This is a genomic window from Pseudomonas sp. R2-37-08W (assembly GCF_003851705.1).
Classification (GTDB): domain Bacteria; phylum Pseudomonadota; class Gammaproteobacteria; order Pseudomonadales; family Pseudomonadaceae; genus Aquipseudomonas.
In genome coordinates this window covers 5,172,056-5,187,807 of sequence record NZ_CP027728.1, presented here as the reverse complement: position 1 = coordinate 5,187,807, position 15,752 = coordinate 5,172,056, and the positions used below count along the sequence as shown (strand labels likewise).

Annotated in this window: 22 protein-coding genes; 21 read left to right on the top strand and 1 reads right to left on the bottom strand. The window is 56.2% G+C overall.

Annotated elements, in window-relative coordinates; all coding sequences use genetic code 11:
• The first annotated feature begins 2 nt into the window (after window positions 1–2).
• The 20 genes from rpsQ to bfr all read left to right on the top strand — a co-directional run bounded on the left by rpsQ (window position 3) and on the right by bfr (window position 11,275).
• Window positions 3–269 carry a 30S ribosomal protein S17 gene (rpsQ, locus tag C4J93_RS23985; protein WP_003176419.1) on the top strand — a complete coding sequence of 89 codons (267 nt, stop codon included), beginning with the start codon at window positions 3–5 and terminating at the stop codon, window positions 267–269.
• Between the two features lie 23 nt (window positions 270–292).
• On the top strand, window positions 293–661 hold the full coding sequence (rplN, locus tag C4J93_RS23980; protein WP_002555479.1) for a 50S ribosomal protein L14: 369 nt from the start codon (window positions 293–295) through the stop codon (window positions 659–661).
• Window positions 662–672: 11 nt separating this feature from the next.
• Complete coding sequence (gene rplX, locus C4J93_RS23975) at window positions 673–987, top strand: 50S ribosomal protein L24 (protein WP_003176416.1); 315 nt, start codon at window positions 673–675, stop codon at window positions 985–987.
• A 20-nt stretch (window positions 988–1,007) separates the two neighbouring features.
• Window positions 1,008–1,547: a 50S ribosomal protein L5 gene (gene rplE, locus C4J93_RS23970; protein ID WP_003176415.1), complete on the top strand. Its 540-nt coding sequence runs from the start codon at window positions 1,008–1,010 to the stop codon at window positions 1,545–1,547.
• A gap of 13 nt (window positions 1,548–1,560) precedes the next feature.
• Window positions 1,561–1,866: a 30S ribosomal protein S14 gene (gene rpsN, locus C4J93_RS23965; protein ID WP_003176414.1), complete on the top strand. Its 306-nt coding sequence runs from the start codon at window positions 1,561–1,563 to the stop codon at window positions 1,864–1,866.
• A gap of 209 nt (window positions 1,867–2,075) precedes the next feature.
• Window positions 2,076–2,468 (top strand): 30S ribosomal protein S8, encoded by a 393-nt coding sequence (gene rpsH, locus C4J93_RS23960; protein WP_003176413.1) that lies wholly within the window; start codon window positions 2,076–2,078, stop codon window positions 2,466–2,468.
• Window positions 2,469–2,479: 11 nt separating this feature from the next.
• Window positions 2,480–3,013 (top strand): 50S ribosomal protein L6, encoded by a 534-nt coding sequence (rplF, locus tag C4J93_RS23955; protein WP_003176412.1) that lies wholly within the window; start codon window positions 2,480–2,482, stop codon window positions 3,011–3,013.
• 10 nt (window positions 3,014–3,023) lie between these two features.
• Entirely contained in the window at window positions 3,024–3,374 is a 351-nt protein-coding gene (gene rplR, locus C4J93_RS23950; RefSeq protein WP_017135964.1) for a 50S ribosomal protein L18, read from the top strand.
• Window positions 3,375–3,377: 3 nt separating this feature from the next.
• On the top strand, window positions 3,378–3,878 hold the full coding sequence (gene rpsE, locus C4J93_RS23945; RefSeq protein ID WP_003176409.1) for a 30S ribosomal protein S5: 501 nt from the start codon (window positions 3,378–3,380) through the stop codon (window positions 3,876–3,878).
• Between the two features lie 2 nt (window positions 3,879–3,880).
• A complete protein-coding gene (gene rpmD, locus C4J93_RS23940) occupies window positions 3,881–4,057 on the top strand; it encodes a 50S ribosomal protein L30 (protein ID WP_003176408.1) in 177 nt (58 codons plus the stop codon).
• A 3-nt stretch (window positions 4,058–4,060) separates the two neighbouring features.
• Window positions 4,061–4,498 (top strand): 50S ribosomal protein L15, encoded by a 438-nt coding sequence (gene rplO / locus C4J93_RS23935; RefSeq protein ID WP_003176407.1) that lies wholly within the window; start codon window positions 4,061–4,063, stop codon window positions 4,496–4,498.
• Entirely contained in the window at window positions 4,499–5,827 is a 1,329-nt protein-coding gene (gene secY / locus C4J93_RS23930; protein WP_003194637.1) for a preprotein translocase subunit SecY, read from the top strand.
• Between the two features lie 28 nt (window positions 5,828–5,855).
• On the top strand, window positions 5,856–5,972 hold the full coding sequence (rpmJ, locus tag C4J93_RS23925) for a 50S ribosomal protein L36 (protein WP_002555468.1): 117 nt from the start codon (window positions 5,856–5,858) through the stop codon (window positions 5,970–5,972).
• A gap of 129 nt (window positions 5,973–6,101) precedes the next feature.
• Window positions 6,102–6,458 (top strand): 30S ribosomal protein S13, encoded by a 357-nt coding sequence (gene rpsM / locus C4J93_RS23920; RefSeq protein WP_003210063.1) that lies wholly within the window; start codon window positions 6,102–6,104, stop codon window positions 6,456–6,458.
• Between the two features lie 30 nt (window positions 6,459–6,488).
• Window positions 6,489–6,878, top strand: coding sequence for a 30S ribosomal protein S11 (rpsK, locus tag C4J93_RS23915; protein ID WP_002555466.1), 390 nt, complete (start codon window positions 6,489–6,491; stop codon window positions 6,876–6,878).
• A gap of 18 nt (window positions 6,879–6,896) precedes the next feature.
• On the top strand, window positions 6,897–7,517 hold the full coding sequence (gene rpsD / locus C4J93_RS23910; RefSeq protein ID WP_003176404.1) for a 30S ribosomal protein S4: 621 nt from the start codon (window positions 6,897–6,899) through the stop codon (window positions 7,515–7,517).
• Between the two features lie 22 nt (window positions 7,518–7,539).
• Entirely contained in the window at window positions 7,540–8,541 is a 1,002-nt protein-coding gene (gene rpoA, locus C4J93_RS23905; RefSeq protein ID WP_003176403.1) for a DNA-directed RNA polymerase subunit alpha, read from the top strand.
• 41 nt (window positions 8,542–8,582) lie between these two features.
• Window positions 8,583–8,969, top strand: a complete 387-nt coding sequence (rplQ, locus tag C4J93_RS23900) for a 50S ribosomal protein L17 (RefSeq protein WP_007918448.1) — start codon at window positions 8,583–8,585, stop codon at window positions 8,967–8,969.
• Between the two features lie 237 nt (window positions 8,970–9,206).
• Window positions 9,207–10,655, top strand: coding sequence for a catalase (locus C4J93_RS23895; protein ID WP_124372025.1), 1,449 nt, complete (start codon window positions 9,207–9,209; stop codon window positions 10,653–10,655).
• 155 nt (window positions 10,656–10,810) lie between these two features.
• Window positions 10,811–11,275: a bacterioferritin gene (gene bfr / locus C4J93_RS23890; protein WP_003176400.1), complete on the top strand. Its 465-nt coding sequence runs from the start codon at window positions 10,811–10,813 to the stop codon at window positions 11,273–11,275.
• 65 nt (window positions 11,276–11,340) lie between these two features.
• Here the strand turns inward: bfr and uvrA are convergent, their stop codons facing one another.
• Window positions 11,341–14,175 (bottom strand): excinuclease ABC subunit UvrA, encoded by a 2,835-nt coding sequence (gene uvrA, locus C4J93_RS23885; protein ID WP_124430602.1) that lies wholly within the window; start codon window positions 14,173–14,175, stop codon window positions 11,341–11,343.
• Window positions 14,176–14,353: 178 nt separating this feature from the next.
• Between uvrA and C4J93_RS23880 the strand changes: the two genes are divergently transcribed.
• Entirely contained in the window at window positions 14,354–15,748 is a 1,395-nt protein-coding gene (locus tag C4J93_RS23880; RefSeq protein ID WP_124364611.1) for an MFS transporter, read from the top strand.
• The last annotated feature ends 4 nt before the right edge of the window (window positions 15,749–15,752 follow it).

Here is a 15,752-nt window from a genome sequence, read left to right as displayed (position 1 = left end):
TCATGGCTGAAGCCGAAAAGACTGTCCGTACGCTGACTGGCCGTGTTGTCAGCGACAAGATGGACAAAACCATCACCGTTTTGATCGAGCGTCGCGTTAAGCACCCGATCTACGGTAAATATGTTAAGCGTTCGACTAAGCTGCACGCGCACGACGAAACCAATCAGTGCCACATCGGCGACAAAGTCACTATTCGTGAAACTCGTCCGCTGGCCAAGACCAAGTCTTGGGCATTGGTTGATGTTCTCGAACGCGCTGTGGAAGTCTAAGGACTAGGGGTCGGAGAAATTATATGATTCAGACTCAATCCATGCTCGATGTGGCCGATAACAGCGGCGCTCGCCGCGTTATGTGCATCAAGGTGCTGGGTGGCTCCCATCGTCGTTACGCTGGTATCGGTGACATCATCAAGGTTACCGTCAAGGAAGCAATTCCTCGCGGTAAAGTGAAAAAAGGCCAAGTGATGACTGCTGTTGTAGTCCGCACTCGTCACGGCGTACGTCGTGCTGATGGCTCCATTATCCGCTTTGATGGCAACGCTGCTGTTCTTCTGAACAACAAGCAAGAGCCTATCGGCACCCGTATCTTTGGGCCAGTGACCCGTGAACTTCGTACTGAGAAGTTCATGAAGATCGTCTCGCTCGCCCCAGAAGTGCTGTAAGGAGATCCGACATGCAAAAGATTCGTCGTGACGACGAGATCATCGTGATCGCCGGCAAAGACAAAGGTAAGCGCGGTAAGGTGCTTAAGGTTCTCGCTAATAACCGTCTGGTTATCGGCGGTCTGAACCTGGTCAAGCGTCATACCAAGCCTAACCCGATGTCGGGCGTGCAGGGCGGTATCGTCGAAAAAGAAGCTCCGCTGGACGCTTCTAACGTCGCCATTTTCAACGGCGAAACCAACAAGGCTGACCGCGTTGGTTTCAAAGTAGAAGATGGCAAGAAAATTCGTGTCTTCAAGTCGACCCAAAAAGCGGTTGATGCTTGAACACTGCTAGGTAGAAGACCATGGCACGACTAAAAGAGATTTACTGGAAAGAAATCGCACCGAAACTTAAGGAAGAACTTAAGCTTTCGAACGTGATGGAAGTTCCACGCGTTACCAAAATCACCCTGAACATGGGTTTGGGCGAAGCGGTCGGTGACAAAAAAGTCATCGAGCACGCTGTTGCTGACCTGGAAAAGATCACCGGTCAAAAAGTCGTTGTGACTTACGCTCGGAAATCCATCGCTGGCTTTAAAGTCCGCGAAGGCTGGCCGATCGGCGTCAAAGTGACTCTGCGCCGTGAGCGTATGTACGAATTCCTGGATCGTCTGCTGTCGATCTCCCTGCCTCGGGTTCGCGACTTCCGCGGCCTGAATGCCAAGTCCTTCGATGGTCGTGGTAACTACAGCATGGGCGTGAAAGAGCAGATCATCTTCCCGGAAATCGACTACGACAAGATCGATGCTCTCCGCGGTCTGGACATCACCCTGACCACCACTGCCAAGAACGATGATGAAGGTCGCGCCCTGTTGCGTGCTTTCAAATTCCCGTTCCGCAACTGATTGGAGTAGGACCATGGCCAAGATGAGCATGAAAAACCGCGAGCTGAAACGTCAGCTCACGGTTGCCAAGTACGCCAAGAAGCGTGCAGCACTGAAAGCAATCATCGTTGATCTGAACGCAAGTCCAGAAGCGCGTTGGGAAGCTACAGTTGCTCTGCAGAAGCAGCCACGTGACGCAAGCGCCTCGCGCATGCGTAACCGCTGCCGCCTGACCGGTCGTCCACACGGCGTTTACCGCAAGTTCGGCCTCGGCCGTAACAAACTGCGTGAAGCGGCAATGCGTGGTGACGTACCAGGTCTGGTTAAAGCCAGCTGGTAAGTACTTTCAGCGTCAAGGTGGTTGGTATCGCAAGATACTGACCGCCGGTGACCTTGAATCTGGAACAAGCCCCTTTTGGGGCTTGTTTCATTTCCGGACTGTGTCTAAAATACGCGGCTCGCCTGAGCCCGTGTTTTTTACGCTCGGAGATTCTCGGCGACATATGTAGCCGCAAGGCTAATTTTTTGTGTATTAGGAGCGTCTAGCCCATGAGTATGCAGGACCCGTTAGCGGACATGCTAACTCGTATCCGTAATGCCCAGATGGCTGAAAAGTCCGTCGTAAGCATGCCATCTTCCAAGTTGAAGGTAGCTGTTGCCAAAGTCCTGAAAGACGAAGGTTACATTGCGGGTTATCAGATCAGCAGCGAAATCAAGCCGTTGCTGTCCATCGAGCTGAAGTACTTCGAAGGCCGTTCGGTCATCGAGGAAGTGAAGCGCGTTAGCCGTCCAGGCCTGCGTCAGTACAAGTCCGCTGAAGATCTGCCGAAAGTTCGTGGCGGTCTGGGCGTGTCTATCGTCTCCACCAACAAAGGTGTGATGACGGATCGTGCTGCGCGCGCTGCCGGTGTCGGCGGCGAAGTTCTTTGCACTGTGTTCTAAGGGGGATAAGCATGTCTCGCGTCGCTAAGAACCCCGTTAAGCTGCCAGCCGGTGTCGAAGTCAAATTCGCAGGCCAACAGCTTTCGGTGAAGGGTGCCAAGGGCACTCTTGAACTGAACATCCATTCGTCCGTTGAGATCGTTGAAGAAGCTGGTGAGCTGCGTTTCGCTGCTCGCAATGGCGATCAACAAACTCGCGCAATGGCCGGTACCACGCGTGCGTTGGTAAACAATATGGTCCAAGGCGTAAGCCAAGGCTTCGAGCGTAAGCTCCAGCTGGTCGGTGTTGGTTACAAAGCGCAAGCAAAAGGCACGGTTCTGAACCTTGCCCTTGGCTTCTCGCACCCAGTGGATTACGAACTGCCGGAAGGCATCACCGCTGAGACCCCTAGCCAAACCGATATCCTGATCAAGGGCATCGATAAGCAGCTGGTAGGTCAGGTGGCCGCTGAGATCCGCGACTTCCGTCCACCAGAGCCGTACAAAGGCAAAGGTGTGCGCTACGCGGACGAAGTCGTCCGTCGTAAAGAAGCCAAGAAGAAGTAGGGCATAGCAAATGACCGACAAAAAAGTTACTCGACTGCGTCGCGCTCGCAAAGCACGCCTGAAAATGCACGAACTCGAAGTCGTGCGTCTCTGCGTGTACCGCTCGTCGCAGCATATCTACGCCCAGGTCATCTCGGCCGACGGCAACAAAGTCCTGGCAAGCGCCTCGACTTTGGATAAAGAACTGCGTGATGGTGCCACCGGCAACATCGACGCGGCCACAAAGGTTGGCCAGCTGGTCGCTACACGTGCTAAGGCCGTGGGCGTCTCGCAAGTGGCTTTCGACCGCTCTGGCTTCAAGTACCACGGCCGCGTTAAAGCGCTGGCTGATGCTGCTCGTGAAGCTGGGCTGGAGTTCTAAGTTATGTCAAATAACGACCAAAAGCGCGACGAAGGCTACATTGAGAAGCTGGTTCAAGTTAACCGCGTAGCCAAAACCGTTAAAGGCGGCCGTATCTTCACTTTCACCGCGTTGACCGTGGTTGGTGATGGTAAAGGGCGTGTTGGCTTCGGCCGTGGCAAGTCACGTGAAGTGCCTGCCGCGATCCAGAAGGCAATGGAAGCTGCTCGTCGCAACATGATCCAAGTTGATCTGAACGGCACCACTCTGCAGTACGCAATGAAGTCCGCCCATGGCGCTTCGAAGGTGTACATGCAGCCTGCTTCTGAAGGTACCGGTATCATCGCTGGCGGCGCTATGCGTGCTGTCCTCGAAGTTGCTGGCGTTCAGAACGTTCTGGCCAAGTGCTACGGCTCGACTAACCCGGTAAACGTGGTTCACGCCACTTTCAAAGGTTTGAAAGCTATGCAATCTCCTGAGTCCATTGCTGCCAAGCGCGGCTTGACTGTCAAGGAGATCTTCTGATCATGGCTACCGTTAAAGTAACGCTGATCAAAAGCATGACCGGCCGCATCCCTAACCACAAATTGTGCGTTAAAGGTCTGGGTCTGCGTCGCATCGGTCACACTGTAGAAGTCCAGGATACTCCCGAGAATCGCGGGATGATCAACAAGGCTTACTACATGCTGCGTGTAGAGGGTTAATCGATGAAACTCAATGATCTGAGTCCAGCGCCGGGTTCCCGTCGCGAAAAGCATCGTCCGGGCCGTGGTATCGGTAGCGGTTTGGGTAAGACTGGTGGCCGTGGCCACAAAGGTCAAACCTCCCGCTCCGGTGGCACCATTGCTCCAGGCTTTGAAGGCGGTCAACAGCCGCTGCATCGTCGCCTGCCTAAGTTCGGTTTCGTATCCCTGAAAGCCATGGACCGCGCAGAAGTGCGTCTGTCCGAGCTGGCTAAAGTGGAAGGCGACATCGTTACTGTGCAGACCCTGAAAGATGCCAACGTGATCAACGTCAACGTACAGCGTGTGAAAATCATGCTGTCCGGTGAAGTGACTCGCGCTGTCACTATCGGCAAGGGAATCGGCGCCACCAAAGGTGCGCGTTCGGCTATCGAAGCAGCTGGCGGCAAGTTCGAGGAATAAATGGCTAAGCAAGGTGCTCTCTCAGCGCTCGGCAAAGGCGGTATGTCTGAACTTTGGGCTCGTCTGCGTTTTCTGTTCCTGGCGATTATCGTCTACCGAATAGGCGCACACATCCCGGTTCCAGGTATCAACCCGGACCGACTCGCAGACCTGTTTCGACAGAATGAGGGGACCATTCTTAGCTTGTTCAACATGTTTTCCGGCGGCGCGCTGGAACGGATGAGCATCTTTGCACTGGGGATCATGCCGTACATTTCGGCATCGATCATCATGCAACTGATGACCGCCGTCAGCCCGCAGTTGGAGCAGTTGAAGAAGGAAGGTGAAGCTGGCCGTCGCAAGATTAGCCAGTACACCCGCTACGGCACTGTCGTCCTCGCCCTGGTTCAAGCTATCGGCATGTCCGTTGGCCTGGCTGGGCAGGGCGTTGCGTTCACTGGTGACTTTGGCTTCCATTTCGTCGCGGTATCCACTTTTGTGGCTGGTGCGATGTTCATGATGTGGCTGGGTGAGCAGATTACTGAGCGTGGTGTTGGCAACGGTATCTCGATGTTGATTTTCGCAGGTATCGTCGCCGGTCTTCCGAGAGCAATCGGGCAGTCTTTCGAGTCTGCGCGTCAGGGTGATATCAATATCTTCGCCTTGGTTGCCATCGGTTTGCTGGCAGTAGCGATTATCGGTTTTGTGGTGTTCATTGAGCGTGGCCAGCGTCGTATTGCTGTTCACTACGCCAAGCGTCAGCAGGGCCGTAAGGTCTTTGCTGCGCAGACTAGCCACTTGCCGCTGAAGGTGAATATGGCCGGCGTTATTCCGGCAATTTTCGCGAGCAGCATCTTGCTGTTTCCGGCTTCGTTGGGTACCTGGTTTGGTCAGTCCGAAAATATGGGCTGGCTGCAGGACCTCTCTCAGTCGATCGCTCCTGGTCAGCCGTTGAATATTCTGCTGTTTAGTGCAGGGATTATTTTCTTCTGCTTCTTCTATACGGCGTTGATGTTCAATCCGAAAGACGTAGCGGAAAACCTGAAGAAGTCCGGTGCCTTTATTCCGGGTATTCGTCCAGGTGAGCAGTCTGCGCGCTACATTGATGGCGTTCTGACTCGCTTGACCCTGTTCGGTGCTCTATATATGACGGCCGTGTGTCTGCTTCCCCAGTTCCTGGTGGTTGCAGCAAACGTTCCGTTCTACCTTGGCGGGACCTCGTTGCTGATCGTGGTCGTGGTTGTGATGGACTTCATGTCCCAAGTACAATCGCACCTCGTTTCGCACCAGTACGAATCCCTGATGAAGAAAGCCAACCTGAAGGGCTACGGCAGCGGCATGTTGCGCTGAGTACCCCATAAGGTTCGAGGAGTTGGTGATGAAAGTTCGTGCATCGGTGAAAAAGCTGTGCCGTAACTGCAAGATTATTCGCCGCGAAGGTGTTGTTCGAGTAATTTGCAGCGCGGAACCGCGTCACAAACAGCGCCAAGGCTGAGTGTGATCCGCTTGAAGCCCGGCAGCTAGTGCGCTGCCGGGTTGATTATTTGTTATTACAGCGATATTATCTCGCGCCCTATTTCTTGGCTTCCGGGGCGTAGGTAGCTGTCAATTGGAGTCCCACTGAATGGCCCGTATTGCAGGCGTTAACATTCCAGATAACAAGCACACTGTTATCTCGCTGACCTACATCTATGGTGTTGGTCGCACTACTGCGCAGAAAATTTGCGCAGATACTGGGGTAAACCCAGCCGCAAAGATCAAAGATCTGAGCGACGAGCAGATTGAGCTGTTGCGTGGCGAAGTGGCGAAGTTCACCACTGAAGGTGACCTGCGTCGCGAAATCAACATGAAAATCAAGCGTTTGATGGACCTCGGTTGCTACCGTGGTCTGCGTCATCGTCGTGGTCTTCCAGTGCGCGGTCAGCGTACCAAGACTAACGCGCGTACCCGTAAAGGTCCGCGTAAGCCGATCCGCAAGTAATCGCCCACGCGAATCGACAGGAAAATTATCATGGCAAAACCTGCTGCTCGTCCTCGTAAAAAAGTTAAAAAGACAGTGGTTGATGGCATCGCCCACATCCATGCATCTTTTAACAACACAATCGTGACCATCACCGACCGTCAAGGTAACGCGCTTTCTTGGGCTACCTCCGGTGGTTCGGGTTTCCGCGGTTCCCGCAAGTCTACCCCGTTCGCTGCTCAAGTAGCTGCTGAACGTGCTGGCCAAGCTGCGCTGGAATACGGCCTGAAAAACCTCGACGTTAACGTCAAAGGTCCAGGTCCAGGTCGTGAGTCTGCTGTCCGTGCTTTGAACGGCTGTGGCTATAAGATCGCCAGCATCACCGACGTGACGCCAATCCCGCACAACGGGTGCCGTCCGCCGAAGAAGCGCCGCGTGTAATCCAGGAGATTGTAAAGAATGGCTCGTTACATTGGTCCAAAATGCAAACTCGCTCGTCGCGAAGGCACCGATCTCTTCTTGAAGAGCGGCGTGCGCGCGATCGAATCGAAGTGCAACATTGAAGCAGCACCTGGTATCCACGGCCAACGCCGCGGTCGCCAGTCCGATTACGGCACCCAACTGCGTGAAAAGCAGAAGGTCCGTCGTATTTACGGCGTTCTCGAGCGTCAGTTCAGCGGCTACTACAAAGAAGCTGCTGGCAAAAAAGGTGCAACCGGTGAAAACCTGCTGCAACTGCTCGAATGCCGTCTGGACAACGTTGTATACCGTATGGGCTTTGGTTCGACTCGTGCCGAATCCCGTCAGCTGGTATCGCACAAGTCGATCAGCGTTAACGGTCAGACCGTAAACGTTCCGTCCTACCAGGTTCGTGCTGGTGACGTGGTCGCAGTTCGCGAGAAAGCAAAAAACCAACTTCGCATTGTCCAAGCTCTCGATCTGTGTGCCCAACGTGGCCGCGTAGAATGGGTAGAAGTAGACACTGAGAAGAAGTCGGGCGTTTTCAAGAACGTTCCTGCTCGCAGTGATCTGTCCGCCGACATCAACGAAAGCCTGATTGTCGAGCTCTACTCCAAGTAAGGGCTAGAAAATAGGTGCATCCATGCAGATTTCGGTAAATGAGTTCCTGACACCCCGCCACATTGATGTGCAGGTTGTCAGTCCAACCCGCGCTAAAATTACGCTCGAGCCTCTCGAGCGTGGTTTTGGCCACACCCTGGGCAACGCGCTGCGCCGCATCCTGTTGTCCTCAATGCCCGGCTGTGCAGTAGTCGAGGCCGAGATTGACGGTGTGCTCCACGAGTACAGCGCCATCGAAGGTGTACAGGAAGACGTAATTGAAATCCTGTTGAACCTTAAAGGTCTGGCTATCAAGCTGCACGGCCGTGACGAAGTTACGCTGACCTTGTCGAAGAAGGGTTCGGGGGTGGTTACCGCTGCCGATATTCAGCTGGATCATGATGTCGAGATCGTTAACCCCGATCACGTAATCGCTAACCTGGCGTCTAACGGCGCCCTGAACATGAAGCTCACCGTAGCTCGTGGTCGTGGTTATGAACCGGCCGACTCGCGTCAGAGCGATGAAGACGAAAGCCGCAGCATTGGTCGCTTGCAGCTTGACTCTTCGTTCAGCCCGGTTCGCCGTATCGCATACGTGGTGGAAAACGCCCGTGTCGAGCAGCGTACTAACCTGGACAAGCTGGTTATTGATCTGGAAACCAACGGTACCCTGGATCCTGAAGAGGCTATCCGCCGCGCTGCAACCATTCTGCAACAGCAGTTGGCTGCGTTCGTCGACCTCAAAGGTGACAGCGAACCAGTGGTAATCGAGCAGGAAGACGAGATCGATCCGATCCTGCTTCGCCCGGTTGACGATCTGGAACTGACTGTACGTTCGGCTAACTGCCTTAAGGCGGAAAACATTTACTACATCGGTGATCTGATTCAGCGTACCGAAGTAGAACTGTTGAAGACTCCGAACCTGGGCAAGAAATCCTTGACTGAAATCAAGGACGTTCTGGCCTCCCGCGGTCTGTCCCTCGGCATGCGCCTCGACAACTGGCCGCCTGCAAGTCTTAAGAAGGACGACAAGGCGACTGCCTGATCGTCGTAATCACCGAACGTGAGTTTGGTAAGGAATGAACCATGCGTCATCGTAAAAGTGGTCGTCACCTGAGCCGTACCAGCTCGCACCGCAAGGCCATGTTCCAAAACATGGCGGTGTCGCTGTTCGAGCACGAGCTGATCAAAACTACACTGCCGAAAGCTAAAGAACTGCGTCGCGTTGCTGAGCCGCTGATCACTTTGGCCAAGACAGACAGCCTGGCTAACCGCCGTCTGGCTTTCGACCGTACTCGTTCGAAAGCTATCGTTGGTAAGCTCTTCAACGACCTGGGCAAGCGTTACGCTACCCGTGAGGGTGGCTACCTGCGCATCCTCAAGTGCGGTTTCCGCACTGGCGACAACGCGCCTATGGCGTACGTCGAGTTGGTTGATCGTGCTACTGCCGGCGAAGCTGTAAGCGCCGAGTAAGACGAGTCTGTAACGAAGAACCGGGCCTAGCGCCCGGTTTTTTGTGCGCGTAACAAAAAGCGCGCTAGGTACAAGTTTCTCAGTGGAGCAGCGGGCACTATGTGTGCTGCCTTGGTTGGTAGTAATTTTCTATTGAAGTCCGCAATTTAATAAATTTGTGGGTGTCATGCCGTTGATCAATACTCCCTCCAAGCCGATTAGCCGGCAGTTTCAATTCCGACCTGAGGAAGATTGCGCATGAGCCAGAATAAAATCCTTACCACCGCCAGCGGCGCTCCCGTTGCGGATAATCAGAATTCCCGTTCCGCCGGCCCCCGTGGCCCACTGCTGCTCGACGACTTTCACCTGATCGAGAAGCTCGCTCACTTCAACCGTGAAAATATTCCGGAGCGCCGTGTACATGCCAAAGGTTCGGGCGCCTACGGTACGTTCACCGTTACTCAGGACATCACTCAATACACCAGCGCCAAGCTGTTCGAGTCAGTAGGTAAGCAAACGCCGACCTTCCTGCGGTTCTCCACTGTGGGTGGCGAGCGCGGTTCGGCTGACACTGAACGCGACCCACGCGGTTTCGCCTTGAAGTTTTACACCGAGGAAGGCAACTGGGACATTGTTGGCAACAACACGCCTGTGTTCTTCATCCGCGACCCGCTGAAATTCCCCGATTTCATCCATACCCAAAAGCGCTTGCCGCAAAGCAACCTGAAAAGCGCGCAGATGATGTGGGATTTCTGGTCGCACTCCCCAGAGGCGCTGCACCAGGTCACCATCTTGTTTTCGGACCGTGGCATCCCGGACGGCTACCGCCACATGCACGGCTTCGGCAGTCACACCTACAGCCTGATTAACGCCAAGGGCGAGCGCCACTGGGTGAAATGGCACTACAAGACCAAGCAAGGCATCAAGAACCTGGCACCGGCTGAAGCTGCGCGCCTGGCGGGTACCGACCCAGACTACGCCCAGCGCGATCTGTTCGGCGCAATCGAGCGCGGTGACTTCCCGAAATGGCGCGTCTGCATCCAGGTCATGACCGAGGCCCAGGCCAATGCTCATTACGAAAACCCTTTCGATGTAACCAAGACCTGGTCGCAGAAGGAGTTCCCCCTGATCGAGGTGGGTGAGCTGGAACTCAACCGCAACCCGCAGAACTATTTCGCTGAAGTGGAACAAGCCGCGTTCGGCCCAAGCAATATGGTTCCGGGCGTTGGCCTGTCGCCAGACCGTATGCTGCAAGGACGCGTCTTTGCCTACGCAGATGCTCATCGGTACCGCGTTGGCACCAATCACCAGCAGCTGCCGGTGAACGCCCCACGTAACCCCGTCAATAGCTATCAGCGTGACGGTTCGATGGCCTTTGGCAGCAACGGTGGCGCAGCGCCCAACTACGAGCCAAACAGCTACGCCGATGCGCCTAAGCAGGCGCCACACTACGCGGAGCCCGCATTGGCCTTGAGCGGCGCTGCAGATCGTTACGATCATCGCGAAGATACCGATTACTACAGCCACGCCGGCGCGCTGTTCCGCTTGATGAGCGACGAGCAGAAAGCGCTGCTTACCAGCAACATCGCCGGTGCGATGAGCGGCGTTTCCAATGATGTGGTCCAGCGCCAACTGCAGCATTTCTATAAGGCGGACCCCGCTTATGGAGAAGCAATCGCAAAGGCACTGGGTGTATCGCTTAACTGACTCTAAACGATAAGCAGAACCGCCCTCATTTGGGCGGTTTTTGCGTTATTTCAGCTACTTTTCTCCGGAAATCTTCGCTTTTCTGCCGTTGATCCCGTGACCTTCAAGTCATCATGGTTCAAACTACAGACTTTCAAGCAGGGAGATGTAGGGCGATGCAAGGTCACCCCGACGTAATCGATTACCTCAACACGTTGCTGACGGGCGAACTGGCAGCTCGTGACCAATATTTCATCCATTCGCGCATGTACGAAGACTGGGGCTTTACCGAGCTCTACGAACGTATCAATCATGAGATGGAAGAAGAGGCGCAGCACGCTGACGCACTGATGCGCCGTATCCTCATGCTCGAAGGTACGCCACGTATGCGCCCCGACGACTTGGATGTGGGCACCACGGTGCCGGATATGCTCGCTGCTGACCTTCGCCTGGAATACAAGGTCAGGGCCGCGCTCTGCAAGGGCATTGAGCTGTGCGAGCAGCACAACGACTATGTCACTCGTGAAATCCTGCGAGTGCAGTTGAATGACACCGAAGAAGATCACACCTACTGGCTGGAAAAGCAGTTGGGTCTGATCAAGCTGATCGGCCTGGAAAATTACCTGCAATCGCAGTTCTGATTCCGGCTGCAAAAAAGCCCCTGCCACCGATGAGGTGACAGGGGCTTTTTATTGGGCCCGATAAATCAGGCCCGGTCACGCTCCAGCAGCGGCTTCAGGTAGTAGCCAGTATGGGACTGTGACATTTCGGCGACTTGCTCCGGTGTACCGACCGCAATGATCTGGCCGCCCTTGGAACCGCCCTCCGGTCCGAGGTCTACCAGCCAGTCGGCCGTCTTGATCACGTCCAGGTTGTGCTCGATAACTACCACTGTGTTGCCGTGATCTCGCAAGCGGTGCAGCACGTCCAGCAGTTGCTGGATATCGGCAAAGTGCAGGCCCGTGGTGGGTTCATCAAGGATGTACAGGGTTTTGCCCGTATCTCGTTTGGACAACTCACGGGACAACTTCACCCGCTGCGCTTCACCACCCGATAGCGTGGTCGCCGACTGCCCCAGCTTGATATAAGACAGGCCAACATCCATCAACGTCTGCAGCTTGCGCGCCAGCGCCGGAACCGCATCGAAGAACACCCGGGCTTCCTCGATGGTCATCTCCAGGGTTTCGTGGATGTTCTTGCCCTTGTATTTGATTTCCAGGGTTTCGCGGTTATAGCGTTTGCTCTTGCACACGTCGCACGGCACGTAGATATCCGGCAGGAAGTGCATCTCTACCTTGATCAAGCCGTCGCCTTGGCAGGCTTCACAGCGACCGCCCTTGACGTTGAACGAGAAGCGGCCCGGCCCATAACCCCGCGAGCGGGATTCCGGAACGCCGGCAAACAGCTCGCGAATCGGCGTGAACAGCCCGGTATACGTCGCTGGGTTGGAACGCGGCGTACGGCCAATCGGGCTCTGGTCGATATCGACCACCTTGTCTAGGTGTTCCAGGCCCTTGATGCTGTCGTGGGCCGCCGCTTCCTGGGTAGTGGCACCGTTCAGGGCGGTGGCACTCAATGGGAACAGCGTGTTGTTGATCAGCGTCGACTTGCCCGAACCGGAAACACCGGTCACACAGGTCAGCAGGCCCAGGGGAATTTCCAGGTCCACATTGCGCAAGTTGTTGCCACGGGCACCCTTGAGGTGCAAGGCCATCTTCTTGTTGCGCGGAGTACGTTTGGCCGGCACTTGAATTTTGACCCGGCCAGACAGGTATTTACCGGTCAGGGAGTCCGGATGAGCCATTACTTCGGCAGGTGTGCCTTCGGCGACAATATGCCCGCCATGTATGCCAGCCCCCGGGCCGATATCAACGACGTAATCCGCCAGGCGAATAGCGTCTTCATCGTGCTCGACCACAATTACCGTGTTGCCGATATCCCGCAGGTGTTTCAGCGTACCCAGCAGGCGATCATTGTCACGTTGGTGCAGGCCAATCGACGGCTCGTCGAGGATGTACAACACGCCCACCAGCCCTGCGCCGATCTGGCTGGCCAGGCGAATCCGCTGGGCCTCGCCACCCGACAAGGTATCAGCACTGCGATCCAGCGATAGATAGTCCAGGCCGACGTTGACCAGGAACTGCAGACGTTCGCGAATTTCCTTGAGGATCTTGTCGGCAATCTCCCCGCGGCGGCCGGTCAGCTTGAGCACGCCAAAGTATTCACAGGCATCGCCGATTGGCAGGTTGGTCACCGCCGGCAACGTCTTCTCGCCAACCCACACATGCCGCGCTTCACGGCGCAGGCGAGTGCCGCGACAATCAGGGCAAGGTTGGGTGCTGAGGAATTTCGCCAGTTCTTCACGTACGCTCGCCGACTCGGTCTCGCGATAGCGACGTTCCAGGTTTGGCACGATGCCTTCGAACGGGTGCGAACGTTTGACGATATCGCCCCGGTCGTTCAGGTATTTGAAGTCGACATTCTGCGAACCACTGCCATTGAGGATGACCTTCTGCTGGTCAGCCGGCAATTGGTTGAACGGCACCTCCAGGCTGAACTTATAGTGGGACGCCAACGACCCCAGCATCTGGAAGTAATAGACGTTGCGCCTGTCCCAGCCGCGTATCGCCCCCTCGGCCAAGGTCAGTTCGCCATTGACCAGGCGCTTGATGTCGAAGAACTGCTTAACGCCCAGACCATCGCAGGTCGGGCAGGCGCCGGCCGGGTTGTTGAAGGAAAACAGCTTGGGTTCCAGTTCGCTGATAGCGTGGCCGCAGATCGGGCAGGCAAAGCGCGCAGAGAAAATGACCTCTTCGCCCGGCTCATCGTCCATCGGCGCCACCAGGGCAATACCGTCTGCCAGCTTCAGCGCGGTCTCGAACGACTCCGCCAGGCGCTGCTGCAGATCGGCACGCACCTTGAAGCGGTCGACTACTACATCGATGGAGTGCTTCTTCTGCTTGTCGAGCTTCGGCGCTTCATCCAGCTCATAGAGCTTGCCGTTGATGCGGGCGCGCACGAAACCTTGCGCCCGCAGCTCTTCAAAGACCGACAGGTGCTCACCCTTGCGCTCGCGGATGACGGGCGCCAGCAGCATCAGCTTGGCACCTTCCGGCTGGGTCAGGACCAGGTCGACCATCTGGCTGACGGTCTGGGCTTCCAGCGGAATATCGTGGTCCGGGCAGCGGGGAATACCCACCCGTGCATACAGCAGACGCAGGTAATCGTAAATTTCGGTAATGGTGCCCACGGTGGAGCGCGGGTTATGGGACGTCGACTTCTGCTCTATGGAAATGGCCGGCGACAAACCTTCGATGGTGTCGACGTCGGGCTTTTCCATCATTGACAGGAACTGCCGGGCATAGGCCGACAGCGATTCCACATAGCGCCGCTGGCCTTCGGCGTACAGCGTGTCGAACGCCAGGGACGATTTGCCCGAGCCGGACAGGCCGGTGATAACGATCAATTTGTCCCGGGGCAGGGTCAGGTCGATGTTCTTCAGGTTGTGGGTTCTAGCCCCACGAATCAGGATCTTGTCCAAGATGGCCTCGCACGGCGGGCGTAAATAATGCCGGAGTATACGGCTAAAGACTGGATGAATATACACTGTCAAAAGGCCGCTTGCAGCCTTACATGAAAGCTGCGCGGCAAAGCGCCGCATATACCCCCTCAATCGATGGGACTGGTAGAATCGCCGCCGGTTCACACGAGGTTTTTCCATGCACGATCCCCATAGCGAACGCATGAGTAGCGGCGAGACCCGAGCGGCAAGCGGTCTGGCCCTGGTGTTCGCCTTCCGTATGCTGGGCATGTTCATGGTGTTGCCGGTGCTGGCGACCTATGGGATGGATCTCGCCGGCGCGACCCCCGCATTGATCGGCCTGGCGATTGGCGCCTATGGCCTGACCCAGGCGATCTTCCAGATTCCGTTCGGCATCATTTCCGACCGTATCGGCCGGCGCCCGGTGATTTACCTGGGGCTGATCGTGTTCGCCCTCGGCAGTGTGCTCGCGGCGCAGTCTGATTCGATCTGGGGCGTGATCGCCGGACGTATCCTGCAGGGCGCCGGGGCGATTTCGGCCGCGGTAATGGCGCTGCTGTCGGACCTGACCCGCGAACAGCATCGCACCAAGGCCATGGCCATGATCGGCATGACCATCGGTTTGTCGTTTGCCGTGGCAATGGTGGTCGGCCCGCTGCTGACGCGCGCGTTCGGCCTGCATGGGTTGTTTCTTGCCACCGGCGGCATGGCGTTGTTCGGTATCGTGATCGTGGCCTTTATGGTGCCGCGCTCTACCGGCACGCTGCAGCACCGTGAATCCGGCGTCGCGCGCCAGGCGCTGTTGCCGACCCTCAAGCATCCGGACCTGTTGCGCCTGGATTTAGGTATCTTCGTGTTGCACGCAATGCTGATGTGCAGCTTCGTCGCCTTGCCCCTGGCCCTGGTGCAAAAAGCCGGGTTGCCCAAGGAGCAGCACTGGTGGGTCTACCTGACCGCGCTGTTGGTTTCGTTCTTCGCCATGATCCCGTTCATCATCTACGGCGAGAAGAAACGCAAAATGAAACGAGTTTTACTCGGCGCCGTCGCGACATTGATGCTCACTGAACTATTCTTCTGGCAGTTCGGCGACAGCCTGCGGGCGCTGGTGATCGGTACGGTGGTGTTCTTCACCGCGTTCAACCTGCTGGAGGCGTCATTGCCTTCGCTGATCAGCAAGGTTTCACCGGCCGGTGGCAAGGGCACGGCGATGGGCGTGTATTCCACCAGCCAGTTCCTCGGTTCGGCGCTGGGTGGGATCATGGGCGGCTGGATGTTCCAGCATGGCGGTTTGTCGGTTGTGTTCCTCGGATGCGCCGGGCTGGCTGCACTTTGGCTGGCCTTTGCTGTTACCATGCGCGAACCTCCGTATGTGACGAGCCTGCGCCTGCCGTTATCGCCTGAAGCGATGCGCGAAGCTGGCCTGGCCGAGCGCCTCAAGGCCGTCGTTGGAGTAACGGATGCAGTAGTGATCGCGGAAGAAGCTGCGATTTACATCAAATTGGACACCGAATTATTGGATCGCGCGACGCTCGAGCAACTGGTCAACCCAGTGCCGACAGCGCGCCCAGCCTAGGAGA